Source organism: Kitasatospora sp. NPDC004531, assembly GCF_053602195.1.
Genome location: NZ_JBSGDD010000022.1, coordinates 45,655 through 61,275, shown reverse-complemented (window position 1 = coordinate 61,275; position 15,621 = coordinate 45,655). Strand labels below are relative to the sequence as shown.

Here is a 15,621-nt window from a genome sequence, read left to right as displayed (position 1 = left end):
GGCGTACTTGCGGGCCCGCTGGGACGGGAGTGGTTACTCCGCGTCCTCGGCGGGAGCCGGAGTACCGGCACCGCCCTGCTCGACCTTCTCGCGCAGCGCTTCCACGGTGCGAACGAGCTTCGACGGGAGCGCCTGGAAGACGGCGGCAGCCTGGGACTGCTTGGCCTTCATCGCACCCGCCAGCTTGGCGAGCAGCACCTCGCGGGACTCGAGGTCCGCGAGCTTCTTGATCTCATCGGCGGTCAGCGCCTTACCGTCAAGGACACCGCCCTTGATGATGAGAGCAGGGTTCTCCTTGGCGAAGTCACGCAGAGCCTTCGCCGACTCCACCGGGTCACCGGTGACGAAGGCGACAGCCGTCGGACCGGCGAACAGGTCGTCCAGCTCGGAGATCCCGGCCTCGTTGGCCGCGATCTTGGTCAGCGTGTTCTTCACCACGGCGTAATCGGCGTTGCCGGTGAGCGAGCGACGCAGCGTCTTGAGCTGCTTCACCGTGAGACCGCGGTACTCGGTCAGAACGGCGGCGCTGGAAGCACGGAACTTGTCCGTGATCTCGGCGACGTCGGCAGCCTTGTCGGGCCTGGCCATAGGCTTACGCCTCCTTCCGTGATGTCGAAGTCGGGCCGACCTTCGAGAAGTCGACCATTCAACGCCGCGGACCCCGGGAAGCGAAAAAGCCCCGGCGCGCAGGCGCACGGGGCTTGCCATGACCTCGACGAACCGAAAAACGGTCCGGAGATCTTGTCTGCTCCACAACCTGCGCGGGCGACCCGCACGAGGCGGATCCTTCGGCACCGCCCACCCTCACGGGCGCACGGCAACAACCAGCGGTCTTTGGCTCGGCCAGCCTAACCGCCCGCGCCGATTTCCCCAAATCGGGCCCGGGCAAACCGCTACGGGAACGGGGGCGCGGTGGCCCCGGACTCCGGGGCGGTGTCCGCCTCGGCGGGGGCCTGCACCGAGAGCGCGGAGCTGCCGTACTCGGCGTAGCCGATGGTGTCGACCTCGGCGGCGGCCCGGCGCAGCTGGACCAGCTGGTCGCGGTCGTTGAGCCACAGGTCGAGCACCACGTCGCCGGGGCCGAGCGCGGCCTCCAGGGCCTGCCGGCGGCCCTGGTCGAGCTGGGTCTGCGCGGCGGCGTACTTCGCGGCGGTCAGCGTGACCCGGTAGTGCGTGACGTCGACGTCCAGCAGCTTCTCCTCGCCGACCAGCACCGGATCGTCCGCGGCGGCCGCGGCGGCGGTGGCCACCACCGGGCTGATCCGGTCGATCAGCGGCTGGTACGGGTTGCGGCTGCCGGTGTACTTCTCCCAGGCCGGCCCGCCCAGCCGGGCGGCGGTCTGCGGGTCGCCGCCCACGTAGGCGGAGGTGTCCAGCACCATCAGCCGGCGGGCGTCCGCGTCGGCCCGGTACTGCAGCACCGGCTTGGGCGCCCAGAACAGCGCGCCCTTGGCCCGGTCCTCGCCCAGCACGGCCCGGAACTCGGCCCGCCGGGCCTCGTGCAGCGCCAGCTGGACGGAGAGCAGCACCCCGTGCGGGGAGCGGTCGGTGGGGGTGGCCCGGACGCCGCTCGGCGAGGGGGTGGCCGGCTGGGCGGTGCCGGCGGCCGACCCGGAGCCGGTGCAGCCGCTCGCCGCGGTCAGCACCAGGGCGGCGGCCAGCAGGGCCGCGGCCGTACGCGCACGTGCCGCCATCGGTCCTTCCTTCCCGCCGTCCGTTCCGCTCCCCCACCTTGTCACGCGTCCCGTCCGGCCCGGCGGCGACCCCGGGCCGGACGGGAGGGCGTCACTGCTTCAGCAGATCGGTCAGCGCGAAGACCTCGGAGTCGGCCGGGGCCTTGGTCGGCTGGACGGTGCCCAGGGCGCTGTAGACGACCTTGCCGCTGCCGCTGGACAGGCCGTTGGAGGACTGCTGGACCAGCTCGCCCTTGGCGTTGATCCAGAACTCGCTGGTGACGGACGAGCCCTTCTTCTTCAGCTCGGCCAGCACCTGGGCCTTGAGCTCCGCGGCCAACTGCATCTTCTCGACCAGCGTGTCCACCGGGACCTCGCTGGTGTAGTGCGTGGTGCTCTGGCCCGCCACCGTCTCGGAGCCGGCCTCCTTGGCGGTCGGCGCGGCGACGGCCAGCTGCGCGGCCGGGTCCATCAGCTCCATGGTGGAGGCGAAGCCGCCCATGTCGCTGGCGCCGGGGGCGCCCTCCTGGCCGGCGACGGCCTTCGGGTCGAGCTTCATCCAGGCCTTGCCGCCGGCCAGGCTGGCCATCTCGCCGTTGACGCCGACGTACATCACGTCGCCGACGAAGAGGACCTTGCTGTCCACGCCGTCGGACTTGCTGGTGAGCAGGAAGGACTTCGGGGCCTTCCAGACGAACTCGCCGGTGCCCTCGGCGTCGCCGCTGAGCGTCAGCTTGGCGCTGCCGGCCTTCTCCATCACCGCGGCGGAGGCGAGCAGCGCCTCCTTGGCGCCGAGCTTCGTACCGCCCTGGCCACCGCTGCCGGCGCTCGCGCCGGCGGTGCTCGCGCCCGAAGCGCCGGAGGAAGCGGCGCCCGGCTTGGCGTCGGTGGTGCTGCCGCTCGATCCGGAGCTGCTGCAGGCGGTGAGCAGACCCGCGGCCAGGCAGGCCACGGCAACGGTACGCAGTGCGCGCACGAAGTCCCCCTCTAATCCGATTCTCATGTCGAAATGCGATCGGACTCTATCCGATGCCCCCACCGCTCGCGCGAGCGGATTAGAAAAGCACCGGGCCCGCACCCCGAAGAGGGGTGCGGGCCCGATGAATCGACCGCGTGGGGAACTGACCTCAGGTCAGACCGCCGCCGGGTCCTCCTCGACGAGGAGGTTGCGGGTGCGGTTCGGGTCCACCTGGATGCCGGGGCCCATGGTGGTGGAGAAGGCGATCTTCTTGATGTAGCGGCCCTTGGCGGCGGACGGCTTGGCCCGCAGGACCTCGTCCAGCGCCGCGGCGTAGTTCTCGACCAGCTGCTCGTCCGAGAACGAGGACTTGCCGATGATCAGGTGCAGGTTCGAGTGCTTGTCGACGCGGAACTCGATCTTGCCGCCCTTGATCTCGTTGACGGCCTTGGCGACGTCCGGGGTCACGGTGCCGGTCTTCGGGTTCGGCATCAGGCCACGGGGACCGAGCACGCGGCCCAGGCGGCCGACCTTGCCCATGAGGTCCGGGGTGGCGACGACGGCGTCGAAGTCCAGGCGACCCTTGGCGACCTCGTCGATCAGCTCGTCCGAGCCGACGATGTCGGCGCCCGCAGCACGCGCGGCCTCGGCACGCTCACCGTTCGCGAAGACCAGGACCCGGGCGGTCTTACCGGTGCCGTGCGGGAGGATGACGGTGCTGCGGACCATCTGGTCGGCCTTGCGCGGGTCGACGCCCAGACGCATGGCGACCTCGACGGTGCCGTCGAACTTGGTGGTGGAGGTCGCCTTGGCGAGGCGGACGGCCTCGAGGGGGGCGTAGATCCGGGTGCGGTCGACCTGGGCGTCCGCGGCCTTGAGGGCCTTGCTGCGCTTCACTGCTGCTCCTAGTAACTAATGGAGTTCGTGGTATTCACGGGCCGCGCCGGCCCTACCACGGTGGACGTACGGGCTGGTCAGCCCTCGACGGTGATGCCCATCGACCGGGCGGTGCCGGCGATGATCTTCTCCGCGGCGTCCAGGTCGTTGGCGTTCAGGTCGGGCATCTTGGTGGTGGCGATCTCGCGCACCTGGGCCGAGGTCAGCTTGGCGACCTTGGTCTTGTGCGGCTCCTTGGAGCCCTTGTCGATGCCCGCGGCCTTCAGGATGAGGCGCGCAGCCGGCGGGGTCTTCGTGACGAAGGTGAAGGTGCGGTCCTCGTAGACCGTGATCTCCACCGGCACGATCATGCCGCGCTGCGACTCGGTGGCCGCGTTGTACGCCTTGCAGAATTCCATGATGTTGACGCCGTGCTGGCCGAGCGCGGGGCCGACCGGCGGGGCCGGGTTGGCCGCACCGGCGTTGATCTGGAGCTTGATAAGCCCCGTGACCTTCTTCTTCTTGGGAGGCATGTCCCGGGTCCTTCCGAGAGGTGGTTACTGAGCTACCCGGCACCGGGGCGAAACCCGAATACCAGGACACACATCGGACCAGGCTAACCGCTGATGCGGTGCTGGACCAAAACGGTGCCGGGGCGGAGGCTCTCGCCCCGCCCCGGCACCGGAGACCTGTGGGTCAGTTCTTCTGGATCTGGTCGAAGGAGAGCTCGACCGGGGTCTCCCGGCCGAAGATCTCCACCAGGCCCTTGACCTTCTTCGAGTCGGGGTTGATCTCGTTGATGGTCGCCTGCAGGGTGGCGAACGGACCGTCGGTGACGGTGACCGAGTCGCCGACCTCGAAGTCCAGCACCTGAACCTCGACCGGGCGCACCGGCGAGGCCTTGCCGGCCTCCTTGGCGGCGGCGCGCTCCACGTCGGGGGCGAGCATCTTGACGACCTCGTCCAGCGTCAGCGGGTACGGGTCGTAGGCGTTGCCGACGAAGCCGGTGACACCGGGGGTGTTGCGCACGACGCCCCAGGACTCCGGGGTGAGGTCCATGCGGACCAGCACGTAGCCGGGGAGCTTGTTCTGCCGGATGGTCTTGCGGTCGCCGTTCTTGATCTGGACGACCTCCTCCTGCGGAACCTGGGACTCGAAGATGTAGTCCTCGACGTTCAGCGAGACGGAGCGCTGCTCCAGGTTCTGCTTCACCCGGTTCTCGTAGCCGGCGTAGGTGTGGATGACGTACCACTCGCCGGGGGCGCGGCGCAGCTGCTCGCGGAACTCGGCGACGGGGTCGGACTCGACCTCCTCGACCTCGACCTCGGCGGCCTCGGCGGCCTCATCGGCAGCCTCGACGGCCTCGGCGGTCTCGTCGTCCACCTCGTGCACGGCCTCGACCTCGGCCGGCTCGCCCGCTTCGGCGTCCGCGACCTCGGCCTCGTCCTCGTCCGCGCCGGTCACGATCTCCTCGGCGGCCTCGGCGTCGGAAGCAGCCTCGGCCGCGTCCAGCTCGGCGGCGACATCCGCCTCGCGGACGGTCTCGTCGGCGTCGTACAGGGGGGACTCAGACACGGTCGCTGCTTCTTTCCTGGTTGTGGAACGGATACCTCAACAGTACCGACTCAACGGTAGTCGCCCGTGGCCGTTCGCGCCGACAGCTCGACCCGGGCCGAGAGGTTCGGCCCGGGTCGGGGTGGAGTATCGGTGCGGGTTCCGCGGGGATCCCGGTTTCGGTCGGACTGAGCGGGCGTCAGCCGAAGAGCCAGAAGGCTCCCTTGGCGAAGACCCAGTCGAGACCGGCGACCAGCAGCATCAGCACGATCACGAAGGTCACCACGACGGTGGTGTACTGGATCAGCTGGCTGCGGGTGGGCCAGACGACCTTGCGCAGTTCGGCGATGATCTGGCGGTAGAAGATGCCCATCCGCGCGAACAGGCCCTTCTTGGCCCGCTTGCCGGACTTCTTGCCACCCTCGCCGCCGGCCTTGTTGGCACGCCGACGCTCGCGCCGGGACAGCTTGCCGTCCGCGGTGGTCTCGTCCGCCGCGTCGGCCCCCTCGGGGTTGCCGCTCTCAGGCGTTGCGGTGGAGCCCGTGGTCTCCGTCACTCGTCCTCACCTGAATCCGGGTCCTGCGGAGCTACCGTGCCTGGTGCACGGGCGATCCGGCGAAAGCAGTGCTGGGCGGGGCCCTCTCCGCATCAAGCCCGCTCGCTCTTCGGAGCGAACGGGCTTGGCACGAGTCGAGCTGCAGGGCACGAGGGACTCGAACCCCCAACCGCCGGTTTTGGAGACCGGTGCTCTACCAATTGAGCTAGTGCCCTTCGGAACCTTGCGGCTCCGTCGTTGGCCCCCAACCTACCGTATCCACCCGGCCGTGTGGTGTACCCGGCCGAAGGATCCGCACTTGGGAGCCGTCGAGCAGTGAGTGTACGGGTTCTTCGCCGATTGGTCGAACGTCATTCACCGCGATCCTCCCGGCGGCGTCACCCGCCCGGCGGCGGGGGGCTCACCCGGTCGGCGGCGGCGTACGGATGTTGGAACGCGCCGGTACGCATGGTGGAACCGCGATGCCCGCGCCCCGTGCGGTCTGGGACCATGCAAGGCATGAGCGCACCCACCCCCGAGAACGTCCTCCCCGCGAACCGCCGGGTCTCCGCCCGGGTCGGCGCCATCGCCGAGTCGGCCACCCTCGCCGTCGACGCCAAGGCCAAGGCCCTCAAGGCGGCCGGCCGTCCGGTGATCGGCTTCGGCGCCGGCGAGCCCGACTTCCCGACGCCCGGCTACATCGTCGACGCCGCCGTCGCGGCCTGCCAGGACCCGGCGAACCACCGCTACACCCCGGCCGGCGGCCTGCCGGAGCTGAAGGCCGCGATCGCCGCCAAGACGCTGCGCGACTCCGGCTACCAGGTGGACGCCTCGCAGGTGCTGGTGACCAACGGCGGCAAGCAGGCGATCTACAACGCCTTCGCCGCGATCCTCGACCCGGGCGACGAGGTGATCATCCCGGCCCCGTACTGGACCACCTACCCGGAGGCCGTGAAGCTCGCCGGCGGCACCCCGGTCGAGGTGGTCGCGGACGAGACCAGCGGCTACAAGGTCTCGGTGGCGCAGCTGGAGGCCGCCCGCACCGCGAACACCAAGGTGGTGCTGTTCGTCTCGCCGTCCAACCCGACCGGCGCGGTGTACACCGAGGCCGAGGCCGAGGCGATCGGCCGCTGGGCGCTGGAGCACGGCCTGTGGGTGCTCACCGACGAGATCTACGAGCACCTGGTGTACGGCGACGCGACCTTCACCTCGCTGCCGGCCCTGCTGCCCGAGCTCGCCGACAAGTGCATCGTGGTCAACGGCGTGGCGAAGACCTACGCCATGACCGGCTGGCGGGTGGGCTGGCTGATCGGCCCGAAGGACGTGGTGGCCGCCGCCGCCAACCTGCAGTCGCACGCCACCTCCAACGTCTCCAACGTGGCGCAGCGCGCCGCGCTGGCGGCGGTGGCCGGCGACCTGTCCGCGGTGGACGAGATGAAGACCGCGTTCGACCGCCGCCGCCGCACCGTCGTGGCGATGCTGAACGAGATCGAGGGCGTGTACTGCCCCGAGCCGCAGGGCGCGTTCTACGCCTACCCGTCCGTCAAGTCGCTGCTGGGCAAGGAGATCCGGGGCAAGCGCCCGCAGACCTCCGCCGAGCTGGCCGCGCTGATCCTGGACGAGGCCGAGGTCGCGGTCGTCCCGGGCGAGGCCTTCGGCACCCCCGGCTACCTGCGGCTGTCGTACGCGCTGGGCGACGCCGACCTGGTCGAGGGCGTCAGCCGGATGCAGAAGCTGCTGGGCGAGGCCCGCGCCTGACCCCTGCGGGCTTCGACCGCCCCTCGCACCTCACCCGTTCGGGCGACGTGCGGGGGGCGGTTCCGGTTTCGGCGGGTTATGCGGCAGGATCGGTGAATGGATCGCCTGCGTGATGTCCGGAGCCTCCCGAAGGCTCACCTCCACCTGCATTTCACCGGTTCGATGCGCCCCGCGACGCTGCTGGAGCTGGCCGACAAGCACGGCGTCCGGCTGCCGGAGGCGCTCAGTTCGGGCCGTCCGCCGAAACTCCGGGCGACCGACGAACGCGGCTGGTTCCGGTTCCAGCGGCTGTACGACACCGCGCGCTCCTGCCTGCGCGACGAGTCCGACATCCGCCGGCTGGTCCTGGAGACCGCCGAGGACGAGCGGGCCGACGGCTCCCGCTGGCTGGAGATCCAGGTCGACCCGACCTCGTACGCGCCGCTGCTGGGCGGCCTCACCCCGACCCTGGAGCTGATCCTGGACGCCGTCCGGGAGGCCTCCGAGGCCACCGGGGTGGGCATCCGGGTGCTGGTCGCGGCGAACCGGATGAAGTCGCCGATGGACGCCCGCACGCTGGCCCGGCTGGCCGTCCGCTACACCGATCGGGGCGTCATCGGCTTCGGCCTGTCGAACGACGAACGGCGGGGCCTGGCACGGGACTTCGACCGGGCGTTCGCGATCGCCCGGAGCGGCGGGCTGCTGGCCGCGCCGCACGGCGGGGAGCTGGCCGGGCCGGGTTCGGTCCGCGACTGCCTGGACGACCTGGGCGCCGGGCGGATCGGCCACGGCGTGCGGGCCGCCGAGGACCCGCGGCTGCTGCAGCGACTCGCCGACCGGCAGGTCACCTGCGAGGTCTGCCCGGCCTCGAACGTCGCGCTCGGCGTCTACGAGCGGCCCGAGGACGTCCCGCTGCGCACCCTGTTCGAGGCCGGGGTGCCGCTGGCGCTGGGCGCCGACGACCCGCTGCTGTTCGGCTCCCGGCTGGCCGACCAGTACACCCTGGCCCGCACGTCGCACGGGTTCACCGACGCCGAACTGGCCGAGCTGGCACGGCAGTCGGTGCGCTCCTCGCGGGCGCCAGAGCACGTCGTCAAGGAGCTGCTGGCGGACATCGACGCCTGGCTGGTGGACGAGCCCGTCCCGGCCGTTTCGCTCTAGAGGCTGACGCCGACCATCACCGGCTCGTTGACCAGGTCCACCCCGAAGGCCGCGCGCACGCCGTCCCGCACCTCGCGGGCGAGGGCGAGCAGGTCCTCGGTGGTGGCCGAGCCGCGGTTGGTGAGGGCCAGGGTGTGCTTGGTGGAGAGCGTGGCGGGGCCGGCGCCGTGGCCCTTGCGGAAGCCGGCGTTGTCGATCAGCCAGGCCGCCGAGGTCTTGGTGCGGCCCGCGCCGGCCGGGTAGCCGGGGGCCTCAAGACCGCCCAACCGGGCGGTGAACTCCGCGAATTGGGCGTCCGTCAGGACGGGGTTGGTGAAGAAGGAGCCGGCCGACCAGGTGTCGTGGTCGGCGGGGTCGAGCACCATGCCCTTGCCGGCCCGCAGCCGCAGCACCTCGGCGTGCGCCTCGGCGAGCTTCACCCGCGCCCCGGCCTCGACGCCCAGCGAGCGGGCCACCTCGGCGTACTTCACCGGGGAGGACAGCCCGCCCTCGTCGGCGAGCCGGAAGCGGACCCGCAGCACCACGTAGCGGTCCGGGTCGGCCTTGAAGCGGCTGTGCCGGTAGGAGAAGGCGCACTCGGCGCCGGTCAGCGTCACCGTCTCGTCGAGCAGGCGGTCGTGGGCGACCACCTCGGTGATGGTCTCGGCGACCTCCTGGCCGTACGCGCCGACGTTCTGCACCGGGGTCGCGCCGGCCGAGCCCGGGATGCCGGCCAGGAACTCGATGCCCGCGAGGCCGGCGTCGACGGTGCGGGCCACCGCGTCCGACCAGACCTCGCCAGCGGCGAGCTCCAGCAGGGTGCCGTCGAGCGTGAACCCGGTGGTGGCGATCCGCAGGACGGTGCCGGGGAAGCCCGCGTCGGCGATCACCAGGTTGGAGCCGCCGCCGATCACCAGCAGCGGCTCGCCGGCCCGGTCGGCGGCGCGGACCGCGGCGACCACCTCGGCGTCCGTCTCGGCCGTCACCAGGCGGCGGGCGGGGCCGCCGAGGCGCAGCGTCGTCAACGGGGCCAGCGGTGCGTCCATCTGCTCAATCACCGCCCCAGCGTAACCGTCCGCCGCACGGGCCGGTCGGCTGCGGCCGCCGGCCCCGGGGGCGCCGGCTCAGGCCAGCTGGACCACGGCGCGGGACATGCCCAGCACCTTCTGGCCGTCGCTGGTCGCCACCAGGTCCACCCGCACCCGGTTGCCGTCCAGCAGCGCGGCGACCTTGCCAGTGACCTCGATGGTGGCGCCGACGCCGTCGTTCGGGACGACCACCGGCTTGGTGAAGCGGACGCCGTACTCGACCACCGCGGCCGGGTCGCCGACCCAGTCGGTGACCACCCGGGCGGCCTCGGCCATGGTGAACATGCCGTGCGCGATCACGTCCGGCAGGCCGACCTCGCGGGCGAACTTCTCGTTCCAGTGGATCGGGTTGAAGTCCCCCGACGCCCCCGCGTACTGGACCAGCGTGGCCCGGGTCACCGGGAACGACTGGGCCGGCAGCTCGGTGCCGACCTGGACCTCGTCAAAGCGGACCGTCACGGTCACTCCTCCCCGGCTTCGTCGGCGGCGCGGGCCACCAGCGTCATGATCGACGTCACCACGTGCTCGCCGCTGGCGTCGTGCACCTCACCGCGGACGGTCAGCACGTCGTTGCCGGCCAGCGACTTGATCGCGTCGATGGAGACCGTCACCGAGAGCCGGTCGCCGACCCGGGCCGGGCGGGAGTACAGGAACTTCTGGTCGCCGTGCACCACCCGGCTGTAGTCGAGCCCCAGCTCCGGGTCGTTCACCACCTGCGCCGCCGCCTGGAAGGACAGCATGAAGGGGAAGGTCGGCGGGGCGATCACGTCCGGGTGGCCGAGCGACTTGGCGGCCTCGGCGTCGGTGTACGCCGGGTTCGCGTCGCCGATCGCGGCGGCGAACTCGCGGATCTTCTCCCGGCCGACCTCGTACGGCGCGGTGGGCGGGTACGTCCGCCCGATGAACGAGGGGTCGAGCGGCATGCGCAAATCCTCCGATGGTGCGTCGGAACCATGTGCAGAAATGACTCCAGGCCGCGCCCCGTAGTGGGGAGCGGCCTGGAGTCGAGGCAAAGTCAGCGGGTCTCGCGGTGCGCCGTGTGAGAGTTGCAACGCGGGCAGTGCTTCTTCATCTCAAGACGGTCCGGGTCGTTGCGCCGGTTCTTCTTGGTGATGTAGTTCCGCTCCTTGCACTCCACGCAGGCCAGCGTGATCTTCGGGCGGACGTCGGTGGCAGCCACGGGAGTGCCTTCCTGGGACAACGAATAAGAACACAGACAAGAGTAGCCGATCGGGAGTAGTACCCCCGATCGACTACGCGGGGTAGCGGTGACCGGACTTGAACCGGTGACACAGCGATTATGAGCCGCTTGCTCTACCAACTGAGCTACACCGCTTTGATGATCGGAACCCCACCGGAGCGAGGAGCCTTTCACCAGAGCCCCCATGCGGAATCGAACCGCAGACCTTCTCCTTACCATGGAGACGCTCTACCGACTGAGCTATAGGGGCGAACGAGGAAGAGATTACACGGTTCCGGGCCAGAGGTGAAATCCGTATCCGCGGCCGATCTCCGCAGGTCGGCGGGGCCGCACTGACGAGCCGCCACCCGACACCCGTTCGACCCCCGGCGCAACCGGAACCGGCCCTTCGCCAAGGCCGCCCTCCCACGACACGGGCGACGACCCGGGGTCCGAGCGTCCCGGCCGGGCGCGCCATAGGCTCGGCCGTCAGCGACCTCTCGCGGGGGCGCGCCGCAGGCCGCCCCCGCAACCCGGCCCCAGGGCCGCCGGGCGGTCAACGGGACTGGAGGGAACGGGCCGATGAGCGAACCCAGCGACGGCGACCGGCCGCCGGGCGCCAACCCGCTCGGGCACGGGCCGGTCCTGCTGCTCACCGGAGCCCGGCTGATCGACGGCCGAGTGGTGGACGTCCGGATCAGCGGCGACCGCATCCAGGCCGTCGGCACCGTCGGCAGCCTCGGCCCGCTGCCCGCGCTGCCCGGCCAGCCCACCGTCACCACCGGTGCCCGCATCGACCTCTCCGGCTACCTGCTGCTGCCCGCCCCCGCCGAACCGCACGGCCACTACGACGACGCGTTCTCCGCCGCCCTGCCCGCGCCGCCGCCGGACGGGCCCGCGGACGTGGTCCGCCGGGTCACCGAGGCCGCGCTCACCTCGCTCGGCTACGGGGCCACCGCCCAGCGCACCCACGTCCGGATCGGCGACGTGCACGGACTCGGGCGGCTGGAGGCCGTCCTCACCGCCCGTCAGTCGCTGCGCGGGCTCGCCGAACTCCAGGCCGTCGCGATGCCCCGGCTGCTCACCGGCCTGGCCGGCGCCGACGGGCGGGCCCAGCTGCGCGACGCCCTCAAACTCGGCGCGGACGCGGCCGGCGGCTGCCCCGACCTCGACCCCGACCCGATCGGTTACGTGCAGATCCTGCTCGGCGCCGCTGCCGAGGCCGACTGCCCGGTCGACCTGCACACCGACGCCGCCGACCGCGCCCAGCTGGCCCGCCTGGTCGCCGCGCTGGCCCCGCACCGGCCGCGGGTCACCCTCGGGCCGTGCAGCGCACTCCCGCCCGGCGGCTCCACCGTCCTTGCCGACTCCGGGATGCGCGTCGCCTGCCTCCCGCAGAACGGCGGCTGCACCGGCCTCGAAGGGCCGCCGCCCGGCCTGCACCCCTCCCTGGTACGCGAGTTGGCCCACGCCAGGGTCTCCCTCACGGCCGGCGCGGGCAGCCTCCGCGACGCCGCCAACCCCGTCGGCCGGGCCGACCCCCTCGACACCGCCCGCCTGCTCGCCGCCGGGGGCGCGCTCTCCCCCGAAGCCGCCTACGACGCCGTCTCCACCCAGGCCCGCGCCGCCCTCGGCCTGCCCCCCGTCCGCGTCGACGCCGGCTTCCCCGCCGAACTCCTCGCCGTCCGCGGCGACAGCCTGATCGGCGCCTTCGCCGGCGGCCACTCCCGCCTGGTCGTCCACTGCGGCCGCGTCGTCTCCCGCACCAGCGCCGTCCGCGAATTCGCCGACACCGTGGCCCTCGCCCTCCCCCGCCAGAACCACCCCGGCTAACGGACCACCTCCCCCGGATACCGCCGCCGCTCCCCCGAAGGATGCTCGACCACCAGAGCATCCCGCGTCACCCGGAACACACAGCCCGCGGCCACGAACACCGGCCGCTCCAGCACAAACCAGCCGACCCGCCGAACCAACAACATCCGCGGCGCCACCGGCCGCCCCCCGGGAAACTCCATACCGCCCATGCTCGCGACCCCACCCCCTCCCCGGCCAACGAAAAAGCCCCCGCTCTGCGTCTCCGCAGCTCGGGGGCTGTTCCACTATCCAGTGGCGGGTGCAGGGTTCGAACCTGCGTAGCTTGCGCGACAGATTTACAGTCTGCTCCCTTTGGCCGCTCGGGCAACCCGCCAGGGATGGTGTCTCGTGGGGCGCTGCCCCGTTCGACGTCGTAAACGATACCCGATGTTGGGGGGTGGTCTGCCACTTGTTTCGTCACGTGATGATCAAGGTCGGGCGCGAGCTGCTGCGGGCAGTGGCGCGGGGGGCTGGATAGGCTGGGGCGTCGCCCGCCGGTGGCGGGTGGCGCAGACCGTGCAGCCAGTAGTTCAAGGAGACCAACACCCATGGCCGACTCCAGTTTCGACATCGTCTCGAAGGTCGAGTGGCAGGAGGTCGACAACGCGATCAACCAGACCTCCCGCGAGATCGCCACCCGCTTCGACTTCAAGAACGTGGGCGCCGAGATCAAGCGGTCCGGCGAGAAGATCGAGATGAAGGCCAACGGCGAGGAGCGGGTCCGGGCGATCCTGGACGTGCTGCAGACCAAGTTCGTGAAGCGCGGGCTGTCGCTGAAGGCGCTGGACGCGGCCGAGCCGCACCTGTCCGGCAAGGAGTACAAGATCTTCGCCGACATCAAGGAGGGCATCACCACCGAGGATGCCAAGAAGGTGGCGAAGATCATCCGCGACGAGGGCCCCAAGGGCGTCAAGGCCCAGGTCCAGGGCGACGAGCTGCGGGTCACCTCGAAGTCGCGCGACGACCTGCAGGCCGTCCAGGCCCTGCTGAAGGGCAAGGACCTCGACTTCGCCCTGCAGTTCGTCAACTACCGCTGACCCGACAGCGACGCTGCCGGACCCCCGGCACCGAAAGGGCGCACCGGTCCCCCGGCGCGCCCTTTCGCCGTTCGCGGGGGCCCCCGACGTCGGCCGTCGGGCCGAGGCACACGGCCCGCAGTCCGGAGATCTGCATGCTCGGGAACCGTCCACGAACCGGGCTCGTCCTACCGAACGTCAAGATCGATGCACAACGAGTCACCTTGGGGGGATGACTTGCGAGCCGACATCGACATCGATCCGGGCAGCGTCCGACGTGCAGCCGCCTCCATGCTGGAGGCCGGCGCGGACAGCCGCCGGGGGTTCATGCTGGATGACGCGGAGACAGCGGGCAGCGCACATCGCGGATGGCAGGCGGCCGGCGCCAACTCCCAGTGCGTCACCGCCTGGAGGGACCGCCTGCACAAGGAGGCGGACGAGGTCGAAGCAGCCGCCGAAGCGCTCAGGGCATCGGCGAACAACTACGTCGCCACGGACGGCCGGACGGCCGAAGCGCTCTCCGGTGACGCCCAGTGGCTGCGGGGTGCCTGATGCTGACACTCGACGATCTGGATCGCGCTCAGCCTCAGCTCTGGCAGAAGGCGTGCGACGACGCGCTGACCACGGCCAGGCACTGCGAAAACGTGGCCGCGGTCGCACGCGAGGAGGTCGCCCGCACTCTCGGCAGCGCGTGGGTGAGCCCGGCCGGGGACTCCGCCCGAACCCGCTTCGCCCGGCATGCGGACGCCTACGAGGCCGCGGCCCTCTCCATGCGCGACCTCGCCAAGGTCTACGACCGACTCGCCACCGCAATGGCGAACGCCCAGCGAGCCCTGCACGGGGCGCTCGACTTCGCTCACGGCCATCAGCTGAAGGTCCGTCAGGACGGCAGCGTCTACACCGACCCTGTGCTCACCGGCCCTGCCGGGGCCGCGGACCTCGGCGAGCAGATCGACCGGGCGCAGGCTCTGATCACCGCGGCGCTGCGCGACGCCGGCGCTGCGGACACGACAGCAGCCGACGAGCTTCGCACCCTGGCCCAACTGGCCGTCGTCGAAAGCTCCAAGACAGTCCAGGAAGCACTCGACCGCGACGGCAACAGCGCGCTCGCGATCGCCATGCGGCTGCAGAGCGCGCAGAACGGGCCCCATCGGATCAACGTCCCACCCGAGATGATCGAGGCGGCCCGCCGGGCATCCGCCGAGACCGGCATCAGCACGGACCTGCTGCTCGCCATCATGTGGCAGGAGCAGCAGTGGTACCAGAACCAGGAACCCGGCCTGGACGGACCGCTGACCGCTGCGGGGCGCATGGCCAACTGGTCCGCGGAGGAGAGCCTCAAGCCGGACAAGTCCCTCGGCATCACCCACGTCAAGCTCGCGACCGCCCGGAGCGTGATCAGGGACAACCCGAACGCGTTCGCAGGCCTCTCCGGCCTCAGCGACTCCCAGCTGGCGAAGTACATCGAGGAGAACCCGAGCGAGGACGTCCGGCTGAGCGCCTACTACCTGCAGCAGCTCCAGAAGAACCCGCACGGGGCCGGCACCGACAAGCAGCTGTTCCTGCTGTACGCGGCCGACACACCCCAGGTGCGCGACTCCAACGCCCTGTACGGCGACGACGGTTCACACCGCGGCGCAGCCATCAAGGACCGCTCGGACAACTGGGACGGTCTGCAGCAATCGCTGCGCGACGCGGACGCGTGGAACAACCTGCCCGAGGCGGAGCGACGCAAGGCCCTCGACGAGCTCGCGGCCCGGACTCCCAACGATCACAACGTCAACGTGAACCCGATCTACGCCGGTCCGGGAGTGAGCACCGGCGAACGCGGCACCGCCCCGCTGCCCCCGGACCAACCCCGTCCACCGGTCCTCCCCCCGCCGGGCACATCACCCGCGCCGGCACCCGGTGTGCCGGCGCCGAGCCCCGGCCCGGCCCCCGTACCACCGGCAGGCTGAGCACCTGATGCGCCGGCCCAACCTCGTCCGAACGCTGCTCATGCTGCTGTCC

At 71.2% G+C, this 15,621-nt stretch carries 17 protein-coding genes and 4 tRNA genes; 6 read left to right on the top strand and 15 right to left on the bottom strand.

Features of this window, described 5'->3' with window-relative positions:
- Positions 1-33 precede the first annotated feature (33 nt).
- From rplJ to ACWEMJ_RS12670, 8 genes are all read right to left on the bottom strand, one after another.
- Positions 34-588, bottom strand: a complete 555-nt coding sequence (rplJ, locus tag ACWEMJ_RS12705; protein WP_363471860.1) for a 50S ribosomal protein L10 — start codon at positions 586-588, stop codon at positions 34-36.
- 305 nt (positions 589-893) lie between these two features.
- Positions 894-1,694, bottom strand: coding sequence for a hypothetical protein (locus tag ACWEMJ_RS12700; RefSeq protein ID WP_452137009.1), 801 nt, complete (start codon positions 1,692-1,694; stop codon positions 894-896).
- A 91-nt stretch (positions 1,695-1,785) separates the two neighbouring features.
- Positions 1,786-2,649, bottom strand: coding sequence for a hypothetical protein (locus tag ACWEMJ_RS12695; protein ID WP_452137008.1), 864 nt, complete (start codon positions 2,647-2,649; stop codon positions 1,786-1,788).
- 156 nt (positions 2,650-2,805) lie between these two features.
- Entirely contained in the window at positions 2,806-3,528 is a 723-nt protein-coding gene (gene rplA / locus ACWEMJ_RS12690) for a 50S ribosomal protein L1 (RefSeq protein WP_043914633.1), read from the bottom strand.
- A gap of 77 nt (positions 3,529-3,605) precedes the next feature.
- Complete coding sequence (rplK, locus tag ACWEMJ_RS12685; protein WP_452137007.1) at positions 3,606-4,040, bottom strand: 50S ribosomal protein L11; 435 nt, start codon at positions 4,038-4,040, stop codon at positions 3,606-3,608.
- 163 nt (positions 4,041-4,203) lie between these two features.
- Positions 4,204-5,082, bottom strand: coding sequence for a transcription termination/antitermination protein NusG (gene nusG / locus ACWEMJ_RS12680; RefSeq protein ID WP_452137006.1), 879 nt, complete (start codon positions 5,080-5,082; stop codon positions 4,204-4,206).
- Between the two features lie 178 nt (positions 5,083-5,260).
- Positions 5,261-5,617 (bottom strand): preprotein translocase subunit SecE, encoded by a 357-nt coding sequence (gene secE, locus ACWEMJ_RS12675; protein WP_387644389.1) that lies wholly within the window; start codon positions 5,615-5,617, stop codon positions 5,261-5,263.
- 142 nt (positions 5,618-5,759) lie between these two features.
- Positions 5,760-5,832: transfer RNA gene (locus tag ACWEMJ_RS12670), tRNA-Trp, on the bottom strand.
- Positions 5,833-6,115: 283 nt separating this feature from the next.
- On the opposite strand from ACWEMJ_RS12670, the gene ACWEMJ_RS12665 reads away from it, so the two are divergent.
- Together ACWEMJ_RS12665 and ACWEMJ_RS12660 are read left to right on the top strand one after the other, a co-directional pair.
- A complete protein-coding gene (locus tag ACWEMJ_RS12665) occupies positions 6,116-7,354 on the top strand; it encodes a pyridoxal phosphate-dependent aminotransferase (RefSeq protein ID WP_452137005.1) in 1,239 nt (412 codons plus the stop codon).
- Positions 7,355-7,450: 96 nt separating this feature from the next.
- Entirely contained in the window at positions 7,451-8,494 is a 1,044-nt protein-coding gene (locus ACWEMJ_RS12660; RefSeq protein ID WP_452137004.1) for an adenosine deaminase, read from the top strand.
- Here the strand turns inward: ACWEMJ_RS12660 and ACWEMJ_RS12655 are convergent.
- The 6 genes from ACWEMJ_RS12655 to ACWEMJ_RS12630 form a co-directional block, all read right to left on the bottom strand.
- Positions 8,491-9,531, bottom strand: a complete 1,041-nt coding sequence (locus tag ACWEMJ_RS12655) for a UDP-N-acetylmuramate dehydrogenase (RefSeq protein WP_452137003.1) — start codon at positions 9,529-9,531, stop codon at positions 8,491-8,493. The genes ACWEMJ_RS12660 and ACWEMJ_RS12655 overlap by 4 nt on opposite strands.
- Before the next feature lie 66 nt (positions 9,532-9,597).
- Positions 9,598-10,026 carry a MaoC family dehydratase gene (locus tag ACWEMJ_RS12650; protein WP_452137002.1) on the bottom strand — a complete coding sequence of 143 codons (429 nt, stop codon included), beginning with the start codon at positions 10,024-10,026 and terminating at the stop codon, positions 9,598-9,600.
- Positions 10,023-10,484, bottom strand: coding sequence for an FAS1-like dehydratase domain-containing protein (locus ACWEMJ_RS12645; RefSeq protein WP_452137001.1), 462 nt, complete (start codon positions 10,482-10,484; stop codon positions 10,023-10,025). Before ACWEMJ_RS12645 ends, ACWEMJ_RS12650 begins: the two co-directional genes overlap by 4 nt.
- Before the next feature lie 92 nt (positions 10,485-10,576).
- On the bottom strand, positions 10,577-10,741 hold the full coding sequence (rpmG, locus tag ACWEMJ_RS12640; protein ID WP_006604855.1) for a 50S ribosomal protein L33: 165 nt from the start codon (positions 10,739-10,741) through the stop codon (positions 10,577-10,579).
- Positions 10,742-10,824: 83 nt separating this feature from the next.
- A tRNA-Met gene (locus ACWEMJ_RS12635) sits at positions 10,825-10,897 on the bottom strand.
- A 42-nt stretch (positions 10,898-10,939) separates the two neighbouring features.
- Positions 10,940-11,012 (bottom strand) — tRNA-Thr (locus ACWEMJ_RS12630).
- Positions 11,013-11,323: 311 nt separating this feature from the next.
- Between ACWEMJ_RS12630 and ACWEMJ_RS12625 the strand changes: the two genes are divergently transcribed.
- Positions 11,324-12,574: a hydrolase gene (locus ACWEMJ_RS12625; RefSeq protein ID WP_452137000.1), complete on the top strand. Its 1,251-nt coding sequence runs from the start codon at positions 11,324-11,326 to the stop codon at positions 12,572-12,574.
- Positions 12,575-12,848: 274 nt separating this feature from the next.
- On the opposite strand, the gene ACWEMJ_RS12620 is transcribed toward ACWEMJ_RS12625, so the two are convergent.
- A tRNA-Tyr gene (locus tag ACWEMJ_RS12620) sits at positions 12,849-12,929 on the bottom strand.
- A gap of 214 nt (positions 12,930-13,143) precedes the next feature.
- Here ACWEMJ_RS12620 and ACWEMJ_RS12615 point away from each other — a divergent pair.
- From ACWEMJ_RS12615 to ACWEMJ_RS12605, 3 genes are all read left to right on the top strand, one after another.
- On the top strand, positions 13,144-13,632 hold the full coding sequence (locus ACWEMJ_RS12615) for a YajQ family cyclic di-GMP-binding protein (protein ID WP_452136999.1): 489 nt from the start codon (positions 13,144-13,146) through the stop codon (positions 13,630-13,632).
- Positions 13,633-13,848: 216 nt separating this feature from the next.
- Positions 13,849-14,163 carry a hypothetical protein gene (locus tag ACWEMJ_RS12610; protein WP_452136998.1) on the top strand — a complete coding sequence of 105 codons (315 nt, stop codon included), beginning with the start codon at positions 13,849-13,851 and terminating at the stop codon, positions 14,161-14,163.
- Entirely contained in the window at positions 14,163-15,569 is a 1,407-nt protein-coding gene (locus ACWEMJ_RS12605; RefSeq protein ID WP_452136997.1) for a hypothetical protein, read from the top strand. The genes ACWEMJ_RS12610 and ACWEMJ_RS12605 overlap by 1 nt, the downstream gene beginning before the upstream one ends.
- Positions 15,570-15,621 lie beyond the last annotated feature (52 nt).

What these genes read in the sequence shown, in the direction of transcription:
- rplJ (WP_363471860.1), bottom strand. Translation starts at nt 588, where the DNA reads ATGGCCAGGCCCGACAAGGCTGCCGACGTCGCCGAGATCACGGACAAG.
- ACWEMJ_RS12665 (WP_452137005.1), top strand. Translation starts at nt 6,116, where the DNA reads ATGAGCGCACCCACCCCCGAGAACGTCCTCCCCGCGAACCGCCGGGTC.
- ACWEMJ_RS12700 (WP_452137009.1), bottom strand. Translation starts at nt 1,694, where the DNA reads ATGGCGGCACGTGCGCGTACGGCCGCGGCCCTGCTGGCCGCCGCCCTG.
- ACWEMJ_RS12605 (WP_452136997.1), top strand. Translation starts at nt 14,163, where the DNA reads ATGCTGACACTCGACGATCTGGATCGCGCTCAGCCTCAGCTCTGGCAG.
- ACWEMJ_RS12660 (WP_452137004.1), top strand. Translation starts at nt 7,451, where the DNA reads ATGGATCGCCTGCGTGATGTCCGGAGCCTCCCGAAGGCTCACCTCCAC.
- ACWEMJ_RS12615 (WP_452136999.1), top strand. Translation starts at nt 13,144, where the DNA reads ATGGCCGACTCCAGTTTCGACATCGTCTCGAAGGTCGAGTGGCAGGAG.
- ACWEMJ_RS12625 (WP_452137000.1), top strand. Translation starts at nt 11,324, where the DNA reads ATGAGCGAACCCAGCGACGGCGACCGGCCGCCGGGCGCCAACCCGCTC.
- ACWEMJ_RS12645 (WP_452137001.1), bottom strand. Translation starts at nt 10,484, where the DNA reads ATGCCGCTCGACCCCTCGTTCATCGGGCGGACGTACCCGCCCACCGCG.
- rplK (WP_452137007.1), bottom strand. Translation starts at nt 4,040, where the DNA reads ATGCCTCCCAAGAAGAAGAAGGTCACGGGGCTTATCAAGCTCCAGATC.